The sequence below is a fragment of the Nitratireductor sp. B36 genome (genome assembly GCF_020833685.1).
In the GTDB taxonomy this organism is placed as follows: domain Bacteria; phylum Pseudomonadota; class Alphaproteobacteria; order Rhizobiales; family Rhizobiaceae; genus Nitratireductor.
In genome coordinates this window covers 1-17584 of the sequence record NZ_JACKZY010000003.1, presented here as the reverse complement: position 1 = coordinate 17584, position 17584 = coordinate 1, and the positions used below count along the sequence as shown (strand labels likewise).

At 62.6% G+C, this 17584-nt stretch carries 16 protein-coding genes; 14 read left to right on the top strand and 2 right to left on the bottom strand.

The window, feature by feature from the left end; genetic code table 11:
- Positions 1-17: 17 nt before the first annotated feature.
- The 8 genes from pgi (at position 18) to H7H48_RS11745 (ending at position 10258) form a co-directional block, all read left to right on the top strand.
- Positions 18-1658 carry a glucose-6-phosphate isomerase gene (gene pgi, locus H7H48_RS11780; RefSeq protein ID WP_229449276.1) on the top strand — a complete coding sequence of 547 codons (1641 nt, stop codon included), beginning with the start codon at positions 18-20 and terminating at the stop codon, positions 1656-1658.
- Between the two features lie 210 nt (positions 1659-1868).
- Positions 1869-2807 (top strand): N-acetylmuramic acid 6-phosphate etherase, encoded by a 939-nt coding sequence (murQ, locus tag H7H48_RS11775; RefSeq protein WP_229449275.1) that lies wholly within the window; start codon positions 1869-1871, stop codon positions 2805-2807.
- 67 nt (positions 2808-2874) lie between these two features.
- Complete coding sequence (locus H7H48_RS11770; protein ID WP_229449274.1) at positions 2875-4398, top strand: ABC transporter substrate-binding protein; 1524 nt, start codon at positions 2875-2877, stop codon at positions 4396-4398.
- A 167-nt stretch (positions 4399-4565) separates the two neighbouring features.
- Entirely contained in the window at positions 4566-5525 is a 960-nt protein-coding gene (locus H7H48_RS11765; RefSeq protein WP_229449273.1) for an ABC transporter permease, read from the top strand.
- Complete coding sequence (locus tag H7H48_RS11760; RefSeq protein WP_229449272.1) at positions 5525-6364, top strand: ABC transporter permease; 840 nt, start codon at positions 5525-5527, stop codon at positions 6362-6364. The genes H7H48_RS11765 and H7H48_RS11760 overlap by 1 nt, the downstream gene beginning before the upstream one ends.
- Positions 6361-8106 (top strand): ABC transporter ATP-binding protein, encoded by a 1746-nt coding sequence (locus tag H7H48_RS11755; RefSeq protein ID WP_229449271.1) that lies wholly within the window; start codon positions 6361-6363, stop codon positions 8104-8106. The genes H7H48_RS11760 and H7H48_RS11755 overlap by 4 nt, the downstream gene beginning before the upstream one ends.
- A 2-nt stretch (positions 8107-8108) precedes the next feature.
- A complete protein-coding gene (locus tag H7H48_RS11750) occupies positions 8109-9122 on the top strand; it encodes a serine hydrolase (RefSeq protein ID WP_229449270.1) in 1014 nt (337 codons plus the stop codon).
- An 8-nt stretch (positions 9123-9130) separates the two neighbouring features.
- Positions 9131-10258 carry an anhydro-N-acetylmuramic acid kinase gene (locus tag H7H48_RS11745; protein ID WP_229449269.1) on the top strand — a complete coding sequence of 376 codons (1128 nt, stop codon included), beginning with the start codon at positions 9131-9133 and terminating at the stop codon, positions 10256-10258.
- A gap of 99 nt (positions 10259-10357) precedes the next feature.
- On the opposite strand, the gene H7H48_RS11740 is transcribed toward H7H48_RS11745, so the two are convergent.
- Together H7H48_RS11740 and H7H48_RS11735 are read right to left on the bottom strand one after the other, a co-directional pair.
- Positions 10358-10795: an N-acetyltransferase gene (locus H7H48_RS11740; RefSeq protein ID WP_229449268.1), complete on the bottom strand. Its 438-nt coding sequence runs from the start codon at positions 10793-10795 to the stop codon at positions 10358-10360.
- A gap of 80 nt (positions 10796-10875) precedes the next feature.
- A complete protein-coding gene (locus tag H7H48_RS11735) occupies positions 10876-11772 on the bottom strand; it encodes a dihydrodipicolinate synthase family protein (RefSeq protein ID WP_229449267.1) in 897 nt (298 codons plus the stop codon).
- Positions 11773-11966: 194 nt separating this feature from the next.
- On the opposite strand from H7H48_RS11735, the gene H7H48_RS11730 reads away from it, so the two are divergent.
- The 6 genes from H7H48_RS11730 (at position 11967) to H7H48_RS11705 (ending at position 17234) form a co-directional block, all read left to right on the top strand.
- Complete coding sequence (locus H7H48_RS11730; protein ID WP_229449266.1) at positions 11967-12722, top strand: FCD domain-containing protein; 756 nt, start codon at positions 11967-11969, stop codon at positions 12720-12722.
- Between the two features lie 45 nt (positions 12723-12767).
- Entirely contained in the window at positions 12768-13730 is a 963-nt protein-coding gene (locus H7H48_RS11725; protein ID WP_007010534.1) for a sialic acid TRAP transporter substrate-binding protein SiaP, read from the top strand.
- A 56-nt stretch (positions 13731-13786) separates the two neighbouring features.
- On the top strand, positions 13787-14266 hold the full coding sequence (locus H7H48_RS11720) for a TRAP transporter small permease (protein ID WP_229449265.1): 480 nt from the start codon (positions 13787-13789) through the stop codon (positions 14264-14266).
- Positions 14263-15537: a TRAP transporter large permease gene (locus tag H7H48_RS11715; protein ID WP_229449264.1), complete on the top strand. Its 1275-nt coding sequence runs from the start codon at positions 14263-14265 to the stop codon at positions 15535-15537. Before H7H48_RS11720 ends, H7H48_RS11715 begins: the two co-directional genes overlap by 4 nt.
- A 102-nt stretch (positions 15538-15639) precedes the next feature.
- Complete coding sequence (locus H7H48_RS11710) at positions 15640-16005, top strand: YciI family protein (protein WP_229449263.1); 366 nt, start codon at positions 15640-15642, stop codon at positions 16003-16005.
- Positions 16002-17234 carry an RNA polymerase sigma factor gene (locus tag H7H48_RS11705; RefSeq protein WP_229449262.1) on the top strand — a complete coding sequence of 411 codons (1233 nt, stop codon included), beginning with the start codon at positions 16002-16004 and terminating at the stop codon, positions 17232-17234. Before H7H48_RS11710 ends, H7H48_RS11705 begins: the two co-directional genes overlap by 4 nt.
- The last annotated feature ends 350 nt before the right edge of the window (positions 17235-17584 follow it).

The window sequence follows — 17584 nt, the reverse complement described above, 5'->3', positions numbered from 1 at the left end:
TTCGCAGGAGGTTCTCCATGGACACGGATTTTCAGAATGCACTCGCTGCCCTTCGCGAGCATCGCGCAAAAACCGATCCCATGGACATGCGAGACGCCTTTGCTTCAGATCCCGAGCGGTTCAAACGTTTCTCGCTTTCACTGGATGATCTGACACTCGATTTTTCGCGCACGGCGGTGGACGAGACCGCAATCAGCCTGCTGATCGGCTTGGCCGAAGTGGCCGCGCTGGAGAGAGCACGTGACGACATGTTTGCCGGCAAGCGCATCAATGTCACCGAAGACCGCGCCGTGCTGCACACCGCTCTGCGGGCGCTTTCTGGCGGGGCCATCGAGAATGACGGCTACGATGTCATGCCCGAGGTGCGTGAGGTGCTGGAGGCGATGGATGCGTTCGCCGATGGCGTGCGTCGCGGCACGATTCGCGGTGCGACCGGAAAGGCCTTCACCGATGTGGTGAATATCGGCATTGGCGGTTCCGATCTCGGCCCGGTGATGGTGACACGGGCGCTCTCGCCCTATCGTGACGGCCCGCGCCTTCATTATGTGTCCAATGTGGATGGCGCGCATATCGCCGACACACTGGCCGGGCTCGATCCCGAGACCACGCTCTTCATCATCGCATCGAAAACCTTCACCACCATCGAGACGATGACCAATGCGCGCACCGCGCAGAAGTGGACCGCGGCAAAGCTTGGCCAGTCGGCCACGGGCGATCACTTTGCAGCCGTCTCCACCGCGCTCGACAAGGTTGCGGATTTCGGCATCGACGAAAAGCGCGTGTTCGGTTTCTGGGACTGGGTCGGCGGGCGCTATTCGCTCTGGTCTGCCATCGGCCTGCCGATCATGATCGCCATCGGCGCTGACGATTTCCGCCGGCTGCTCGCGGGCGCGGAGGCCATGGACCGGCACTTCAAATCTGCGCCGCTGAGAGAGAATTTGCCGGTGATGCTCGGCCTGATTGGCTATTGGCATCGCGTCGTGTGCGACTATCCGGCCCGGGCCATCATTCCCTACGATCAGAGGCTGGAGCGGTTGCCCGCCTATCTGCAGCAACTCGACATGGAATCGAACGGCAAAGGCGTGCAGCTTGACGGTTCGCCGGTGATCACGCCCACGGGCCCGCTGGTCTGGGGCGAGCCGGGCACGAACGGGCAACACGCATTCTTCCAGCTATTGCATCAGGGCACCGACATCATCCCCGTCGAATTCATGCTGGCGGCGGAAGGACATGAGGCTGGGCTGGGGCACCACCACGATCTGCTCGTCGCCAATTGCCTGGCGCAGGCGGAAGCGCTGATGAAAGGGCGCACGCTGGAAGAAGCCGAGACGCAGCTTCTGGAGAAGGGCGTGCCCGAAGCCGAGGCGAAGCGCCTTGCGCCGCATCGTGTGTTCACCGGCAACAGACCCTCGCTCACGCTTCTCTATCGCAAGCTAGACCCGTTTGCGCTTGGCCGCCTGATCGCGCTTTACGAGCATCGGGTTTTCGTGGAAGCGCAGCTCTTCGGCATCAATGCCTTCGATCAATGGGGCGTGGAGCTCGGCAAGGAACTGGCGACCGAGCTTCTGCCTGTGGTGGAAGGCAAGGCGGGCGCCGATAGCCGTGATGCAGCGACGGCGGGCATGGTGAACCGGGTGATGGAGCTCCGCAAGGGCTGAGAGACCCACCCCGTCGTCTTCAACTCCAACCCTGATCGCAATTTGGTGGGCGCGGCACGTGCCCGCACGGTGGCGGCTTCTCCGAAGTGGAATATATTATTCTTGATTGGAATTGACTCTTGGAATTATCAATTTTAACACTTCCGTAAGGCGTCAGGCACCGCGGGATGCGGGTCCCGCCAGAGGCAGTGTGGTTATTTCGGAGTGTCCATGAACGCGCAGACGCTGATGTCGGAGCTTGAAAAGCTTGTATCGGAGGGCCGCAACCCGGACACGATGCAGATCGATCTGCAGCCGACGACCGAAATCCTGAAACTCATCAACGCCGCCGACCGGGACGTACCGCTGGCTGTCGAAAAGGTGATCCCGCAGATCGCCGAGGCGGTCGACCGGATTGTCGAGGCGTTTCAGAATGGTGGACGGCTGATCTATATGGGCGCGGGCACGAGTGGACGGCTCGGTGTGCTCGACGCTTCCGAATGCCCGCCCACTTTCAGCGTGCCCGAAGACATGGTGACCGGCGTGATCGCCGGCGGTGACCACGCGCTGAGGCATGCCGTGGAAGGGGCCGAAGATGACCCGGCACAGGGCCGGCAGGCGCTGGAAGAGCGCGGTCTGACGGCCAAGGATGTCGTGGTTGGTATCGCTGTGAGCGGCCGCACGCCCTATGTGATCGGCGGGCTGAATTACGCCAAAGAGATTGGCGCGACGACCGTTTCGCTATCCTGCAATCCGGATTCGGCCATCGGGGCCATTGCCGACATCGCCATCGCGCCCGTGGTGGGGCCGGAAATCCTGACCGGCTCGACGCGAATGAAATCGGGCACGGCGCAGAAGCTCATCCTCAACATGCTCTCCACGGCGAGCATGATCCGCATGGGCAAAATCTATCAGAACCTGATGGTGGACGTTAACATCAGCAACCAGAAGCTCATGGCGCGCGCCTCGCGCATCGTCATGGAAGCGACGGGGTGTTCTGCCGATGAGGCCGAGACGCTGCTTCAACGCAGCGGCCATGATGTGAAGCTCGCCATCTTCATCGCGCTGACGGATATGGATGTTGCGGAAGCGCGCGCCGCCCTTGCAAGGGCTGGCGGGTTCTTGCGCAAGGCAATAAACGAAAGGCAGCAGCAAGCTGCAAACAGGTGAAGCAGCCATTTATGCGACCGTTCATTGAGCGGTTGCAGGCATCAAACGCTCTCGGAGGGAGAAGATCATGGGACAGTCTTTGATGAAGAAGTTCGCCACCTCGGTGGCATTTGCAGCCGCGCTTGGCGCGGCCACGGCGGCGGTGCCCGCATCGGCGGAGACGCTGCGCATGGCCTGGTCGCAGGATGCGACCGGCCTAGACCCGCACAAGCAGACGGCGTTTTCCTCGCTGCGTCTTCTGGAGCTGGTCTATGAGCCGCTGGTGCGTCTCAATGCCGATCTGGAGATCATTCCTGCCATTGCCGAATCCTGGGAGTTCTCCGAGGATGGCAAGACGTTGACCTTCAAGCTTGATGCTGATGCAAAATTCCAGAACGGCGAAAAGGTGACGCCAGCGGATGTGAAGGCATCATTCGAGCGCGTTCTGGATGAGGCCACGGGTGCAGCCGCACGCGCCAACTTCACCTCCATCGAGAGCATCGACACGCCGGACGAGACGACCGTTGTCTTCAACCTGTCGCAGCCGGACGTTCCGATGCTGACGGCGATGACGAGTATCAACGCGGCAGTCGTTCCGGCGAGCGAAATCGAGGCCGGCACGATCGGCACGAAGGCGATCGGCTCCGGCCCGTTCAAGCTGGACAGCTGGGAGCCGAACCAGAAAGAGGTTCTGAGCGCCAATCCGGACTGGGCCGGCGGCGAGGTGAAGGTGGACGGCATCAACATTTCCGTTCTGCCGGACGAGACCGCCATTCTGGCGGCGCTGCGCACCAAGCAGGTGGATTTCGCCCTGATCAACGATCCGCTCGTGGCCACGCTGGTGCCGAACGAGGCAAGCCTGGAACTGAGCCGCACGCCGGTGCTGGCCTATCACGTGCTGCAGCTGAACCCGTCGCGCGAGCCGATGACGGAACTGGCCGTGCGTCAGGCGATCTCCTGCGCCATCGACCGCCAGGACGTGCTCGACACCGCGCTTCTGGGCGAGGGTGCGGTGACCGGTCCGCTGACCATGCCGGCCTACCGCTCTGATCCGGGCGCGCTGTTCTGCTATGAGCGCGACGTGGAAAAGGCCAAGCAGCTCATGGCCGATGCCGGCTATGAAGATGGCTTCTCCGCAACGGTGATCGCCGCCACGGGCGAGCCGCCCACAGCCGCGGCCGAGGCGCAGGTCATCCAGTCGCAGCTTGCCGAGATCGGCATCAAGCTCGACATCAAGATGATGGAGCTCAACGTTTATGTGGACACCTGGCTGAAGGGTGATTTCGACATGGCGGTGGCGTTGAACGGTGGCCGCGCCGACCCCTATTCCATGTACAACCGCTACTGGACCAAGGACGGCAATCTCCAGCATGTCGCCAATTATATCGACGACACGCTCGACAGCCTGATGCAGGAAGGCCGCGTGGAGACCGACTTCGACAAGCGCAAAGAGATCTTCGCGAAATTCGAGACGCATCTTGCCGAGGTGTCGCCGTGGATCTGGCTCTACACGGGCTACACCTACACCGCGCAGCAGAAGAACGTGAAAGGCTTTGTGCCTTCCCCGACCGGCACGCTGTTTGGCCTGACCGAGGTGAGCGTGGGCGAGTGATTGTGATGTGGGGCTGCGCTTGGAAGCGTGGCCCCGTTTGCTCCCGGCGCCCTCGTGGTGCGTGGTGCGTGGTTCGTGGTTCGACAAGCTCACCATGAGGGATGCGGCGGCCCTCAACCCCACGGCACAAGACGATTGCAGCAAGAAGGACACGGAGTGAAAGCTTCATGAATTACCTGGCCCGAAGGCTGATGACTTTTCCATTGGTCATGCTCGGGGTGTCTGTCCTCGTCTTTGTTTCGATCCGGCTGGTGCCGGGCGACGCCATCACCGCCATGCTGGGAACAGAGGCCGGGCTTCTGACGCCCGACCAGCGCGCGGCACTTGAAGCCTATTTCGGCATCGATCAGGGCTGGTTCACCCAATATTGGCGCTGGCTTGCGGGTGCGGTTCAGGGCGATCTCGGTGTGTCCGTGACCTTCGGCAAGCCGGTGCTCGACGTGATCCTCGAGCGCTTTCCGCTGACGCTGGAACTGGCGCTCCTCTCCATGGTCATCGCACTCGCCATCGGCCTGCCGGCGGGCATATTTGCCGCCACTCGCAATGAAAAGCCTTCCGATCTCGCCGTGCGCATCTTCGCGATGATCGGCCAGTCGACGCCGAATTTCGTGTTCGCGCTTCTGGCGATCTATGTGCTGTCGGTGGGCTTCGGGGTGCTGCCGGCCATGGGCGAGTTCACGCCCTTCCTTGAAAATCCGCTGCGCAATCTGGGGCAGATGATCCTGCCGGCGCTAACGCTCGGCTTTGCCTTCGCCGCTGCCGTGACGCGCATTTCGCGCTCGGCCATGCTCGACATTCTGAGCGACGATTACATCCGCACCGCGCGCGCCAAGGGTGTGCCGGCGCGCAAGGTGATCTGGCGACACGCGCTGCCCAACGCGCTCATCCCGGTGGTGACGCTGAGCGGCGTCGAGTTCGGCTATCTCCTGGGCGGCACTGTGATCGTGGAGCAGATTTTTGCGTTGCCGGGCCTCGGGCGAATGGTGCTCGACGCCATTCTCCAGCGTGACTACGCGCTGGTGCAGGGCTCGGTCCTGTTCATCGCGCTCAACTTCATGATCGTGAATCTTCTGGTCGATCTCGCCTATGCGATGCTCGACCCGCGCATTCGGCTGGGGGCCAAGTGATGCAGTTGCTGCGCGCCATTTTCAGCCATTCGAGCGGCCGCATCGGCGGCGCCATCGTTGGCCTTTACATCATCATCGCCATTCTCGGGCTTCTCGGCATCACGCCGCATGACCCGCTGATGCAGTTCCGCGTCGACCGCCTGCACGCGCCCGACGCGACCTACTGGATGGGCACGGATCTGTTTGGCCGCGATGTGGCGAGCCGGTTGATGCTGGGCATCAGCCAGTCCTTCATCGTCGCTTTCGCTTCTGTGGCGCTGGCCGCCGTCGCGGGCATCGTGCTCGGTCTTGCGGCCGCATGGTTCGGCGGCTGGTGGGATGGCACGATCATGCGTTTCATGGATGTGCTTCTGGCCTTTCCGGCGATCCTTCTGGCGCTGCTCATCATCGCAATTGTGGGGCCGGGCACCTGGACCAGTGTGATGGCCATCGCCATCGTCTACACGCCCATCTTCACCCGCGTGGTGCGCGGGCCGGCGCTCTCTCTGAAGACGCGCGACTTCGTGGACGCCGCGCGCACTTTCGGTTCGAGCCGCAACTACATTCTGACACGCCATCTGATGCTGAACCTCGTTGCGCCGCTGACGGTGCAGGTGACGCTGGCGCTCGCATGGGGCCTTCTGACGGAGGCGGGCCTGAGCTTTCTCGGTCTCGGCACGCAGCCGCCGGCCTCGTCGCTCGGCCTGATGCTCGCCGACAGCCGCAATCTGATGGAGATGGCGCCCTGGCTCCTGATCTTCCCGGGCATTGCGATCATGATCGGCATTCTTGGCTTCAACCTTCTGGGGGATGCGCTGCGCGACATTCTCGATCCCAGAACGCGGAGGTCGGTCGCATGACGCAGCTTCTGTCCGTTTCAAACCTGCGCGTCGGTTTCGGCCGCAAGCCCGAAGACAATGAAATCGTCCATGGCGTGAGCTTCGATCTCGCAGCCGGCGAGACGCTGGCCATTGTCGGCGAAAGCGGCTCGGGCAAATCCGTCACCGCGCTTTCGGTCAACCGGCTGGTGGATTTCGGTGGTGGGCGCATTCTCGATGGTTCCATTCAATTCACCCGCGAGAACGGCAGCACGCTCGATCTGGCAGCAGCTGGCGAGCAGGAGCTGACGAAGATCCGCGGCGGCGAGATCGGCATGATCTTTCAGGAGCCGATGACCTCGCTCAACCCGGTCCTGACCATTGGCGAGCAGATCGAGGAATCGTTCCGTCTTCATCGTGGTCTTACCGGAAAGCAGGCGCGGGAAGCGGCGAAGGATGCGCTCGACCGGGTGCGCATTCCCGATGCCGCGCGGCGGCTGAAATACTGTCCGCACCAGCTTTCCGGCGGCATGCTTCAGCGCGTGATGATTGCCACTGCCCTTTCGTGCAATCCGCGTCTTCTGATTGCGGACGAGCCCACCACGGCGCTCGACGTGACGGTGCAGGCGCAGATCATGGCGCTGCTCGCCGAGCTCAAGCGCGAGACCGGCATGGGCATGATCTTCATCACCCATGACATCGGGCTGGTCGCCGGCATCGCCGACAAGGTGATGGTGATGCAGAATGGCGAGGCGGTGGAGCAGGGACCGCTCGACGCGGTGCTCGATGCGCCGCAGCATCCTTATACGAAGCATCTGTTAAGTGCCGTGCCGCATTTCGAGGCCGGGCGCGCCACGCGCACCGACTATCGCCGGGCCGACGCGCCAAGTGCTGCGCCGGCGCTTAAAGTCGAAGGGCTGACGGTTCGCTTTCCGGTGACCGGTGGTCTCCTGCGCCGGCAGACCGGTGCGGTTCATGCGGTGGACGGGGTCGATTTCGACCTGATGCCGGGCGAGACGCTGGGCATTGTGGGCGAAAGCGGCTCGGGCAAATCGACCACGGCGCGCGCCATTCTGGGGCTGGTCGAGCCGACGCGCGGCACCTTCTCCGCCAACACGAATGGCGCGGCGCGGCAGAGCGGCAAGCCGGTGCAGATGGTGTTCCAGAACCCCTATGCCTCGCTCAATCCGCGGCTTCGGGTGGACAGCATTCTGGCCGAGCCGGTGATGGCCGCCGGTGGCGAGCTGAATGGTGAAACGCATGCGCGCATGCGCATGCTGCTCGACCGGGTGGGTCTGCCGGAGAATGCGCTGCAGCGCTATCCGCACGAGTTTTCCGGGGGCCAGCGGCAGCGCCTGTGCATCGCCCGCGCGCTGATGCTGAACCCGTCTGTCGTGGTGCTGGACGAGGCCGTCTCGGCGCTCGATGTTTCGGTTCAGGCCAAGGTGCTGGAACTCTTGGTGGACCTGCAGCGCGAGTTCGGCCTTGCCTATCTCTTCGTCTCGCACGACATGGCGGTGGTGGAGCGCATCGCGCACCGCATCGCGGTGGTCTATGCGGGGCAGATCGTCGAGATCGGCGATGCGGCATCGGTCCTTTCCGATCCGAAACACGCCTATACGAAACGGCTGATCTCCGCGGTGCCGAGCGTCGACCGGCGCAAGGAGACCTTCGAGGTGGACACGCGGCAGGTGCCCTCGCTGGTGCGGCCGCTGGGCTTTGAGCCGGAGCCGGCCAACTGGCAGAGTTTTGGTCCCGACCACATGGCGCGGGCGGAGGCATGAGCATGACGGACACGCCCGGATTTGCGCCGCGCTTCGAGCGCGCCTTTGACCTGCTGAAGGCTTCGGCGGAGGCGGGGCGCTTTCCCGGCGGGGTGCTTGGTGTGATCGACCGGGATGGCGGGCGCATGGTGCGCGCCACCGGCTTTGCGCAGCGCGTGCCGCATGAGCGTGAAATGCGCACCGACACCTGGTTCGACCTCGCATCGCTGACCAAGGTGATCTTCACCACCACGCGCATTCTCGAACTGGCGAAAGAGGGCGTGATCGATCTCGATGCGCCGCTCACGACGCTCCTGCCGGATCTGCGCCAGTATGATCCGAATGCATGGGAACGGCAGGTGACGTTTCGCCAGTGCCTCGGCCACCAGACGCCGTTTCCGGCGGTGGAGCCGATCTACACCTATGGCCGCGATGCGGAGCTTTTGCGGGCCTTCATTCTCCAGCGGCGTTGGGAAAAAGGCCCGCCGGTCTATTCCGACATCAATTTCATTCTGCTCGGCTTCGCGCTGGAGCGGCTTGCGGGCAAAAGGTTGCGGGAATTCGATCCGGGGCCGGGCTTCGCCTTTGCCGCCGATCCGGAAAAGACGGCGGCGACCGAGGATTGCACATGGCGGCACCGGGTGCTGTGCGGCGAGGTGCATGACGACAATTGTTCAGCGCTTGAGGGTGCGGGACATGCAGGCCTGTTCGGAACGGCGGATGCGGTGCTCGATTTCGCGGCATGGCTTTTTGCGGGTGACACGGTAGGTGATGAGACGGTGGCGCTGATGCGCACGCCGCTTTCGGAAAAACGCACCCATGGCTGGGAACGGCCATATGAAAACTGGCCCGGCGGGGCGCTGGCCAGCGCCGGCACGATCGGCCATACGGGTTTCACGGGAACAGGGCTGTGGGTCGATTTCGACAATGGCCTTGCGTGGACTCTTCTCACCAATCGCATACATCCGACCCGGCATTTCGACAGCGGCATCGCCACGCTGCGACAGGCGGTCGGCGATTGCATGAACGCAGGATAGGAGCGCACATGGCTGAGGGATTCGAACCGATCTGGGCCGTCGGCCTGATGACCGGCACCGTACTCGACGGAAACATCGACGTGGCGCTTCTGAAAACGGATGGCGAGCGCATCGAAGCGTTCGGCGCCTACACGTTGGCGCCCTATCCGCAATCGACGCGCGACCTTCTGGAAGAAACGCTGCAGCAGGCGCGGGCCTGGAATTTCAAGGGCGATGAACCGGCGACCTTCGCCGAGGCGGAAGAGGTTTTGACGCGCGCGCAGTCAGAGGCTGTGCGTGCGCTGGTGGAAAGCCATGGACTGACCATGGCCGACATCGGCGCGGTCGGCTTTCATGGGCAGACGGTTCTGCACCGTGCGCCGCAGCAAGGGCGGCTCGGCGAGACGCGGCAGCTTGGCGACGGCGCGCTCATGCATTCCATTCTGGGCTGTCCGGTGGTCTATGATTTCCGCTCGGCGGACATGCGCGCCGGCGGGCAGGGCGCGCCGCTTTCGGCAGCCTATCATGCGGCGCTTCTCAGGGATGTGGATACGAGCGGCGAGACAGCGGTGCTCAATCTGGGTGGCGTGGCCAATGTGACCTGGTGGGATGGTGCGGACCGGGTGATCGCGTTCGACACCGGCCCGGCAAACGCGCCGATCAACGATTTCGTCAAGGCACACGGGCTTGGCGAGATGGACCGTAACGGCGCGCTTGCCGCTTCCGGCACGGTGGACGAGGCGCGGCTGGCGGAGCTTTTGAAGCATCCCTATCTTACCGCGCCCTATCCGAAATCGCTCGACCGTTTCGACTTCGGCGCGTCCATGGCGGATGGGCTTGACGCCAAGACGGGTGCGGCGACGCTGACGGCCTTCACCGCATCCGCTGTCGGCAAGGCGCTCGATCTTCTGCCGGTTCGGCCCAAGCGGCTTCTTGTGTGCGGCGGTGGCCGGCACAACCCGACCATCATGAAGATGCTGGGGGAACGCGCCGGGGTGGAAGCAGCCCCCGCCGAAACGGTGGGCTGGCGTGGCGACGCCATCGAGGCCGAGTGCTTTGCCTTTCTGGCGGCGCGCGTGCTGCGCGATATGCCGATCAGCTTCCCGACGACGACGGGCGCGCCCGAGCCGCTGCGCGGCGGAAAGATCGCCCGTTAGATCGCCGTGCGTCCATCCGGACGCACAAAGGACGATCTAAACTATTGAAGGAGCATCGGAACGATCCGAAAACCGGATTCCACTTTTCGGTCCGATGCTCTAATCGCTGGCCGCTGGGCCAAGCCGCTTCTGGAGGAAGATGCGGCTTCGACCTTTCGGAAAGTCATCCATCCGGCCGAACTCTTTATAGCCCTGGCGCGTATAGGCCTTTTCCGCGCCAGGATTGAATGTGTCGATGTAGGCACCATGGCAGCCGCGTCGCTCTGCCTCTTCTTCCGCCGCAGTCAGCATGCGCCCGGCCATGCCCTGCCCACGCAGGCTTTCATCCACCCACAGTTTCTGAACGTAGAGCCAGCCCCATGCGGTGTAGCCGGAAATGCCGGCGACCACCGCACCGCGTTCATCGCGCACGAGGATGGCAAGTGTGGCCTTTTCCGAAGGGCCGACATCGGCGTCGTTGAATGCGGCGAGTTCGGTTTCCACCCGTTCGAGCGCCGCCTCATCCGGTGTATCGGTGATTTCGATTGTCACGATCATGATACTCCCGCCTCTCCGAAAACAGTGCCGATTGTTCTAACCGTCGGGCTGGAAACGGCAAGGCGCGGAGAGAGCGAAAATCAGCCCACCCAAGCGGCGATTTCCGGATCGGCCAGAATGGCACTCATGCGCGCTTCGCAATCGTCAGCCAGCGGGGCCAGCGGCAGGCGCGTTGGGCCACAGTCGACCCCGCGCAGGCGGAGTGCGGCCTTCATCCCCGGCAGCACGCCGGTTTCCATCAGGGTTTCCACGAAGCGCTGCGAGATCGTCTGCAGTTCCTGGGCGCGCTCCAGCGAACCTTTCTTCACCGCCTCGTTAAGCGCGGCATAGAGCCTGCCAAGCAGATTGTAGGTGGTTCCTATGCCACCATGCGCGCCCATCACCGCGCCTGAGAGATAGACTTCGTCGAAACCGAAGAAAAACGTCTTCTCGGGAAACCGCCGCCGCAGTGTGGCGAACTTGAAGAGGTCCATCGAGGTGAACTTGATGCCACCGACGCCGGGGAGGGTGAGAATGCGGCCGAGCAGGTCAAGACTGAAGGGGCGTTCCGTGCGAACCGGTACTTCATACACAATGAGAGGCAGGTCGGTGGCGGCTGACAGCGCTTCGTAATAGGCGAAGATCTCACGATCCGAAAAAGGGTAGGAATGCGGCGGCAGGGCCGAAAGACCGTGATACCCAAGCTTCTGCGCATTCTGTGCGAGCCGGATCGAATCGCGAAGATTGGGAACGCCCACATGAGCAATCAGCGTTGCGGCGGAGCCTTGCGCATCTTCGGCGACGATCGCCTGCTGCGCCAGAAGTTCATCAACGCCCAGAAGACCCGATTCGCCGCTGCTGCCGCCCACATATAGCCCGTCGAGCCCCTGCCCAAGCACATAGGCATCGATCGCCTTCTGGCGTCCGGGATCGAAATCGCCCGTATCGCTGAGGCCGGTGAGGAGGGCGGCATACATGCCCGCCAACGAATTGGTCATGCGGCTGTTCCTTGCATTCTGGAAGCGGCGTTCTTGTCCTGTCTGCCGTGGAATCGTCCCTTTGGCAGGCTGCATCAGCATAGAAGGGGATTTTTGTTTGACAAGAATTATGTTTGGTAATACCAAAAAATGAGTTTGGACAAGCAGGTCTGCCGTTCAGTGAGGGAGGCAGGGCTATATGGGAGTTGAGAAACGTGTCCGCTGCCCAACCGGAAGACATGGTCGAAACGCGGCGCGTCTCCGACGAGATCGCCGAAGCGTTGATCGAGGAAGCGCGCGAGGGCCTTCTGGAAACCGGGACGTTTTTGCCGACCGAACGGGAGCTCTGTGAGCGCTTCTCCGCTTCTCGCCCCACGGTGCGTGCAGCGCTGCAGCAGATGCAGGCGCGCGGTTATGCGGAGGCAGGTGCGGGCCGTCGTCCACGTGTGGCGCGCCCTTCCCTGCAAACCGTGCTGCAACTGGCCGGCGATCACATCCGCGACATTTTTGGCGATGCGGAAAGCGGCGCACATCTGGAGCAGATGCGCCAGTTCATCGAGGCCGGTGCAGCCCGCGAAGCCACCAAACGCGCCGACAATGTGCAGATCGCCAAGTTACGGGCAGCGCTGGAGGAGAATTTCGAGGCTATAGGCACGAGCGATTTTGCCCGAACGGACAGCGCTTTTCACCGTGTGCTGGTCTCGGTGGTGGGTAATCCGGTGATTCTCAGCCTGCACGACATGTTCGTCAGCGCCATGCTTGCGCAACGACCGCCGACGGATGACCCGGCCAAGCACGACACGGTCGCCTATGAGGAGCATCGGGCGATCTATCAGGCCATCATCGATGGCGACATGATCACCGCGACGGATGTCATGGACCGACATCTGGCGCGCTCCTATCGCGCGCGGCTGAAAAGCCCGCGGAAGGTCTCCGACTACTTCCAGAAAGAAGAAGACAAAACTGACTGACTTGGCAGGCCGGGAAGCCTGTTCAACATTCCAAGGGAGGATTGCATGAAACTGATTTCGAAACTGATGCTCGGCGCGGCAGCGCTCGCCCTCAGCTCCGCTGCACTGCAGGCGAAGGAACTGACCTTCGGCATGCAGGACAACGAGGTGTCGAATGTCTACCGCGGCGCGCAGGCGTTTCAGGAAAAACTTGCCGAGATTTCGGGCGGCGAAATGACGGTGAAAATCTTCCCGTCCTCGCAGCTGGGCGACTTCAAGGCCATGGTGGCGCAGGTGCAGGCCGGCGAGCTCGACATGGTCATGACCGGCTATCCGGACATGAGCTATGTCATCCCCGAGCTGAAGCTGATCGGCGCGCCCTATGTTGTGCGCGATTTCGATCATCTGCAAAAGATCGTCGCCGGGCCCTGGGGCCAGAAGATGGACGAGAAGTTTGAAGCTCAGGGCATAGAGCTGCTCGACACCTGGTACTACGGCACACGCCAGACCACCTCGAACAAGGCGATCGAATCCATGGACGACATGAAGGGCCTGCGCATGCGCACGCCGAACGTGCCGTTCCTCATCGCCTATGCCGAGAATGTGGGCGCGACGCCGGCGCCGGTGGCGTTCCAGGAGGTCTATCTCGCACTTCAGACCAACCAGGTGGATGCCGAAGAAAACCCGCTTCCGACCATCGAGGCGATGAAGTTCTACGAGGTGCAGAGCCACATTGCGCTCACCAATCACTTTGTGGCGTCCTCGGCGGTGCAGATCTCCAAATCGGTCTGGGATGGCCTGTCCGATCAGGAGAAGGAATGGGTGCAGACGGCTGTCGAGGCCGGTGGCGACGTCTCCGACGAACTGACCTTCAAGGCCGAAAAGGACTTGCTGGAAACCTTCAAGGAGCGCGGCCTGACCATTACCGAGCCGGATCTCGAGCCCTTCCGCGCCGCCATGAAGCCCTATTATGACGAACTCGAAGCCGAGTTCGGCGAAGGGTCGATTGCCGAAGTGATCGGCGACTGAAACATGGGGCGGGGCGCCGGCCCCGCCACCCTTCCCTCGATAGCTGGGGTCATCGCATGTCGTTTCTGCGCAGATACAGCCTCGAAGGCTGTGTCGCTTCCATTCTCTTCATCATTCTGTTTGGCGTGCTTCTGATCCAGATCTTTGGCCGCACACCGCTTTTCACCGGGCCGGTCTGGACCGAGGAAGCGGCGCGCTGGCTCTGGGTGTGGATGGCCTTCATCGGCATCGCCGAGGTGGAGCGCCAGAACGGCCAGCTGCGCATGGGCTTTATCGCGGACGCCCTGCCACTCTCCTGGCGCCGCCTGCTCTTTATCCTGATTGACGTGGTCTATCTGGCGATCGTCGCCCACCTCGTCTGGATCTCCTACAAGACCGTTCTGCGGACCTGGAACAATGAAGCGGTGACACTGCCCATGAGCGATGCGGTTCTCTATGCATCTGGGCTGGTGGCCTCGGTCCTCATTCTGCATCGGATTGCGCGGCGGCTTGCCATGCTGGTGCGCGGCGGGGATGCCGGGGAGGTCCACCAATGATCCTTGCAACGATCGGTGCTGCCTGGCTCGTCATGGTGCTGGTGGGTGTGCCCATCGGCGTGGCCATGATCTTCGTCTCGATGGGCTATTTCTATTATTCGGGCATGGGCATTTCCTTCGCCATGCAGCGCATGGTGGATGGGCTGAACAGCTTCCCGCTGCTCGCCGTCCCGCTCTTCATCCTCGCGGCGGCGATCCTCAATTCGGCAGGCATCACCCGCCACCTCTTCGGCTTCGCACGCGCGCTGGTGGGGCACATCACGGGTGGGCTCGGCCATGTCAACGTGCTCGCCTCGCTCTTCTTCTCCGGCATGTCCGGCTCGGCCCTTGCCGATGCGGGTGGGCTCGGCAAGATGGAAATCGAATCCATGCGCGAGGCCGGTTATGACGACGATTTCTCCGGCGCCGTCACTGCCGCCTCGTCTATGATCGGCCCACTGGTGCCGCCGTCCATCACCATGGTGCTCTATGGCGTGGTGTCGAACACCTCCATCGGGCGGCTGTTTCTGGGCGGCATCGTGCCCGGCGTCCTGTGCGCGGCCTCGCTCATGGTCATGGTCTATGTGCTGGCCAGACAGCGCAACTATCCGCGTGACGCATGGCAGGGCGTGGGCAATGTCGGCGTGCTGTTCGTCAAGTCGTTCCCGGCGCTCGCCACGCCTTTTGTCATCGTTGGCGGCATTTTCAGCGGTCTGTTCTCGCCCACGGAAGCGGCGGCGGTGACCGTGCTCTATGCCATCCTGATCGATCTTGTCTTCTACCGCGAACTGACCCTGAAGCGGTTGTGGGATGCGATTTATGAGACAACAACCACCTCCGCCTCCATCGCCACGATCGTCGCAGGCGTGGGGCTCCTTGGCTTCATCCTCGCGCGCGAGCAGGCGCCGCAGCAGATCACACAGCTTTTTCTGACGCTGACCGATGGGCCGCTCAGCTTTTTGATCGCCGTCAATCTGATGATCTTCCTGCTCGGCTGCTTCATCGAATCGCTGGTGATCCTGCTGATCGTGGTGCCGATCCTCGTGCCGGTGGCAATGGGCTATGGCATCGACCCGATCCATTTCGGCATCATCGTGGTGCTGAACCTGATGATCTCGATCCTCACCCCGCCCATGGGCATGGCGCTGTTCGTGGTGGCGCAGGTGGGCAATGTGCCCTACCACCGGCTGGCCAAGGCGATCCTGCCCTGGCTCATCCCGCCATTTGCAGTGCTCATCCTGGTCTGCGCGTTCCCCATTCTGGCAACCGGACTGCCAAGCCTGATGGATTGAGGTTCGTTTCGACAGGGCGCAAAAAATTTCGCATGGTGGTGTCGAATCCGGTCGTACGAGAACGACCATGGGCGTTCGAAGCGCTCATCAAGGAGAGACACCATGCGCTATGCCTGCCTTATCTATTACGATCCGAAGGTGCTTTTCGGCGGAAGCCCGGAAGCGAATGCAGCACTGGGCCAATGCGCCGGCTATGACGAGAAGCTGAAGGAAACGGGCCATTTTGTCATGGGCGAGGCGCTGGAACTGCCCGAGACGGCCATGACCGTTCAGATTCGTGACGGCAAGATGTCTGCAGTGGACGGCCCCTTCATGGAAACGCGGGACATGCTTGGCGGCATCGTGCTCGTGGAGGCGCGGGACCTCAACGACGCCGTGCGCGCTATCAGCGGCCATCCGCTGGCGAAGATCGGTTCCATCGAAGTCCGCCCGCTCGTGGACTTCTCGAGCCCGCCGCCGCAGCTGTGACCGAGGTGGAGGCACGCGCCGCTCTCGAAGCGGCTTACCGCAATGAGAAGCGGCGCGTGCTTGCCACGCTCATTCGCCTGCTCGGCAGCTTCGACGCGGCGGAAGAGGCGCTCCACGAGGCCTTTGCCGCCGCGGCGAAGAGATGGCCAGGCGAGGGTGTGCCAGCCAATCCTTATTCCTGGCTGGTTTCCACCGCCCGTTTCAAGACCGTGGATCGCTGGCGGCGACAGGCGCGGCTTGCAAACGCCCTGCCGCAGCTGGCGCTGCTCGCCGACCCCGCATCGGAGCCGGCCATTCCCGAGCACATCCGCGACGATGAATTGCGGCTGATCTTCACCTGCTGCCACCCGGATCTTCCAGCGGATGCCCGCGTTGCGCTCACATTGCGGGAGGTCGGTGGGCTGACGACCGAGGAGATTGCGCGTGCGTATCTCACCCGCGCCCCGACGATCGCGCAGCGGATCGTCCGCGCCAAGGCGAAACTCCGTGACGAGGCCATACCCTTCGAGATCCCGCCACCGGACCAACTGCCCGCGCGGATCGAGAGCGTCCTGCGCGTGATCTATCTCATCTTCAATGAAGGCTATGCGGCCACATCCGGGACGGAGCTGACGCGCGCAGACCTCTCAGCGGAAGCAATCAGGCTGGGCCGGCTGGTGGCCGGGCTTATGGACGACCCCGAGGTGAAGGGTCTTCTCGCTCTCATGCTTCTTCATGAAGCACGACGCGAAAGCCGGGTCGATCCGGCGGGAGACATCATTCTCCTGGAAGAGCAGGACCGTTCGCGCTGGGATCGTGCCATGAGTGACGAGGCGCGGGCGCTGATCGACCGGGCGCTCGAGGCCGGGCGGCTCGGCCCCTATCTTTTGCAAGCGGCCATTGCCGGCGAACATGCTGCGGCAGCCAGTACCGAAACCACCGATTGGCGCCAGGTCGTCTCGCTCTACGATATACTGGCACTGGTTGATCCATCTCCCGTCGTGGCACTCAACCGGGCCGCTGCGATCAGCATGCGCGATGGGCCGGAGACAGGACTTGCCGCCATTGAAGCTGCGATGGCTGACGGTGGTCTCGATGCCTATCACCTGGCCCATGCAGCCCGCGCCGATATGCTGTGCCGTCTGGGACGGGACGTCGAGGCGAAGAATGCCTACCGTCGCGCACTGGCCCTTGCGCGCCAGTCGGCAGAGCGTCGATTTCTGGAAAGGCGGCTGGCCGAGCTCGAATAAAGCCGGTTTTGGGCGTGGCCAAAAGGTGTTTCAGCCGGGTATCGGGGAGCCGTGGGCGACCGCGCGGGCCCACCCTCACGGGAACTGAAGAAATTTTGCCGGCATGCTCTGGAAAACCCCAGAAAACAAAGGCTTTCGAGGGGAATCGGGCCTGTGAATGAAAGCCTATAAGGCTTATAAATCAATACCTTGGCGCCATATGAGGGGCGTGAGCTCCGGGGTCAGCAAAGAAATTCACAAAACTTGCAAATTCGTCGTTGACAGTGGAACTGGGTCCGGCCTATATACGCCTCACCAACGAGGGCGGCACGCCGCTGGCGGCGCTGAGGTTCGGCCTTGTTGGAGAAATC

Coding starts and splice junctions, on each gene's coding strand:
- H7H48_RS11725 (WP_007010534.1), top strand. CDS start 12,768: ATGAAACTGATTTCGAAACTGATGCTCGGCGCGGCAGCGCTCGCCCTC.
- H7H48_RS11770 (WP_229449274.1), top strand. CDS start 2,875: ATGGGACAGTCTTTGATGAAGAAGTTCGCCACCTCGGTGGCATTTGCA.
- H7H48_RS11740 (WP_229449268.1), bottom strand. CDS start 10,795: ATGATCGTGACAATCGAAATCACCGATACACCGGATGAGGCGGCGCTC.
- H7H48_RS11720 (WP_229449265.1), top strand. CDS start 13,787: ATGTCGTTTCTGCGCAGATACAGCCTCGAAGGCTGTGTCGCTTCCATT.
- H7H48_RS11745 (WP_229449269.1), top strand. CDS start 9,131: ATGGCTGAGGGATTCGAACCGATCTGGGCCGTCGGCCTGATGACCGGC.
- H7H48_RS11765 (WP_229449273.1), top strand. CDS start 4,566: ATGAATTACCTGGCCCGAAGGCTGATGACTTTTCCATTGGTCATGCTC.
- murQ (WP_229449275.1), top strand. CDS start 1,869: ATGAACGCGCAGACGCTGATGTCGGAGCTTGAAAAGCTTGTATCGGAG.
- H7H48_RS11735 (WP_229449267.1), bottom strand. CDS start 11,772: ATGACCAATTCGTTGGCGGGCATGTATGCCGCCCTCCTCACCGGCCTC.
- H7H48_RS11710 (WP_229449263.1), top strand. CDS start 15,640: ATGCGCTATGCCTGCCTTATCTATTACGATCCGAAGGTGCTTTTCGGC.
- H7H48_RS11715 (WP_229449264.1), top strand. CDS start 14,263: ATGATCCTTGCAACGATCGGTGCTGCCTGGCTCGTCATGGTGCTGGTG.
- pgi (WP_229449276.1), top strand. CDS start 18: ATGGACACGGATTTTCAGAATGCACTCGCTGCCCTTCGCGAGCATCGC.
- H7H48_RS11750 (WP_229449270.1), top strand. CDS start 8,109: ATGACGGACACGCCCGGATTTGCGCCGCGCTTCGAGCGCGCCTTTGAC.
- H7H48_RS11760 (WP_229449272.1), top strand. CDS start 5,525: ATGCAGTTGCTGCGCGCCATTTTCAGCCATTCGAGCGGCCGCATCGGC.
- H7H48_RS11755 (WP_229449271.1), top strand. CDS start 6,361: ATGACGCAGCTTCTGTCCGTTTCAAACCTGCGCGTCGGTTTCGGCCGC.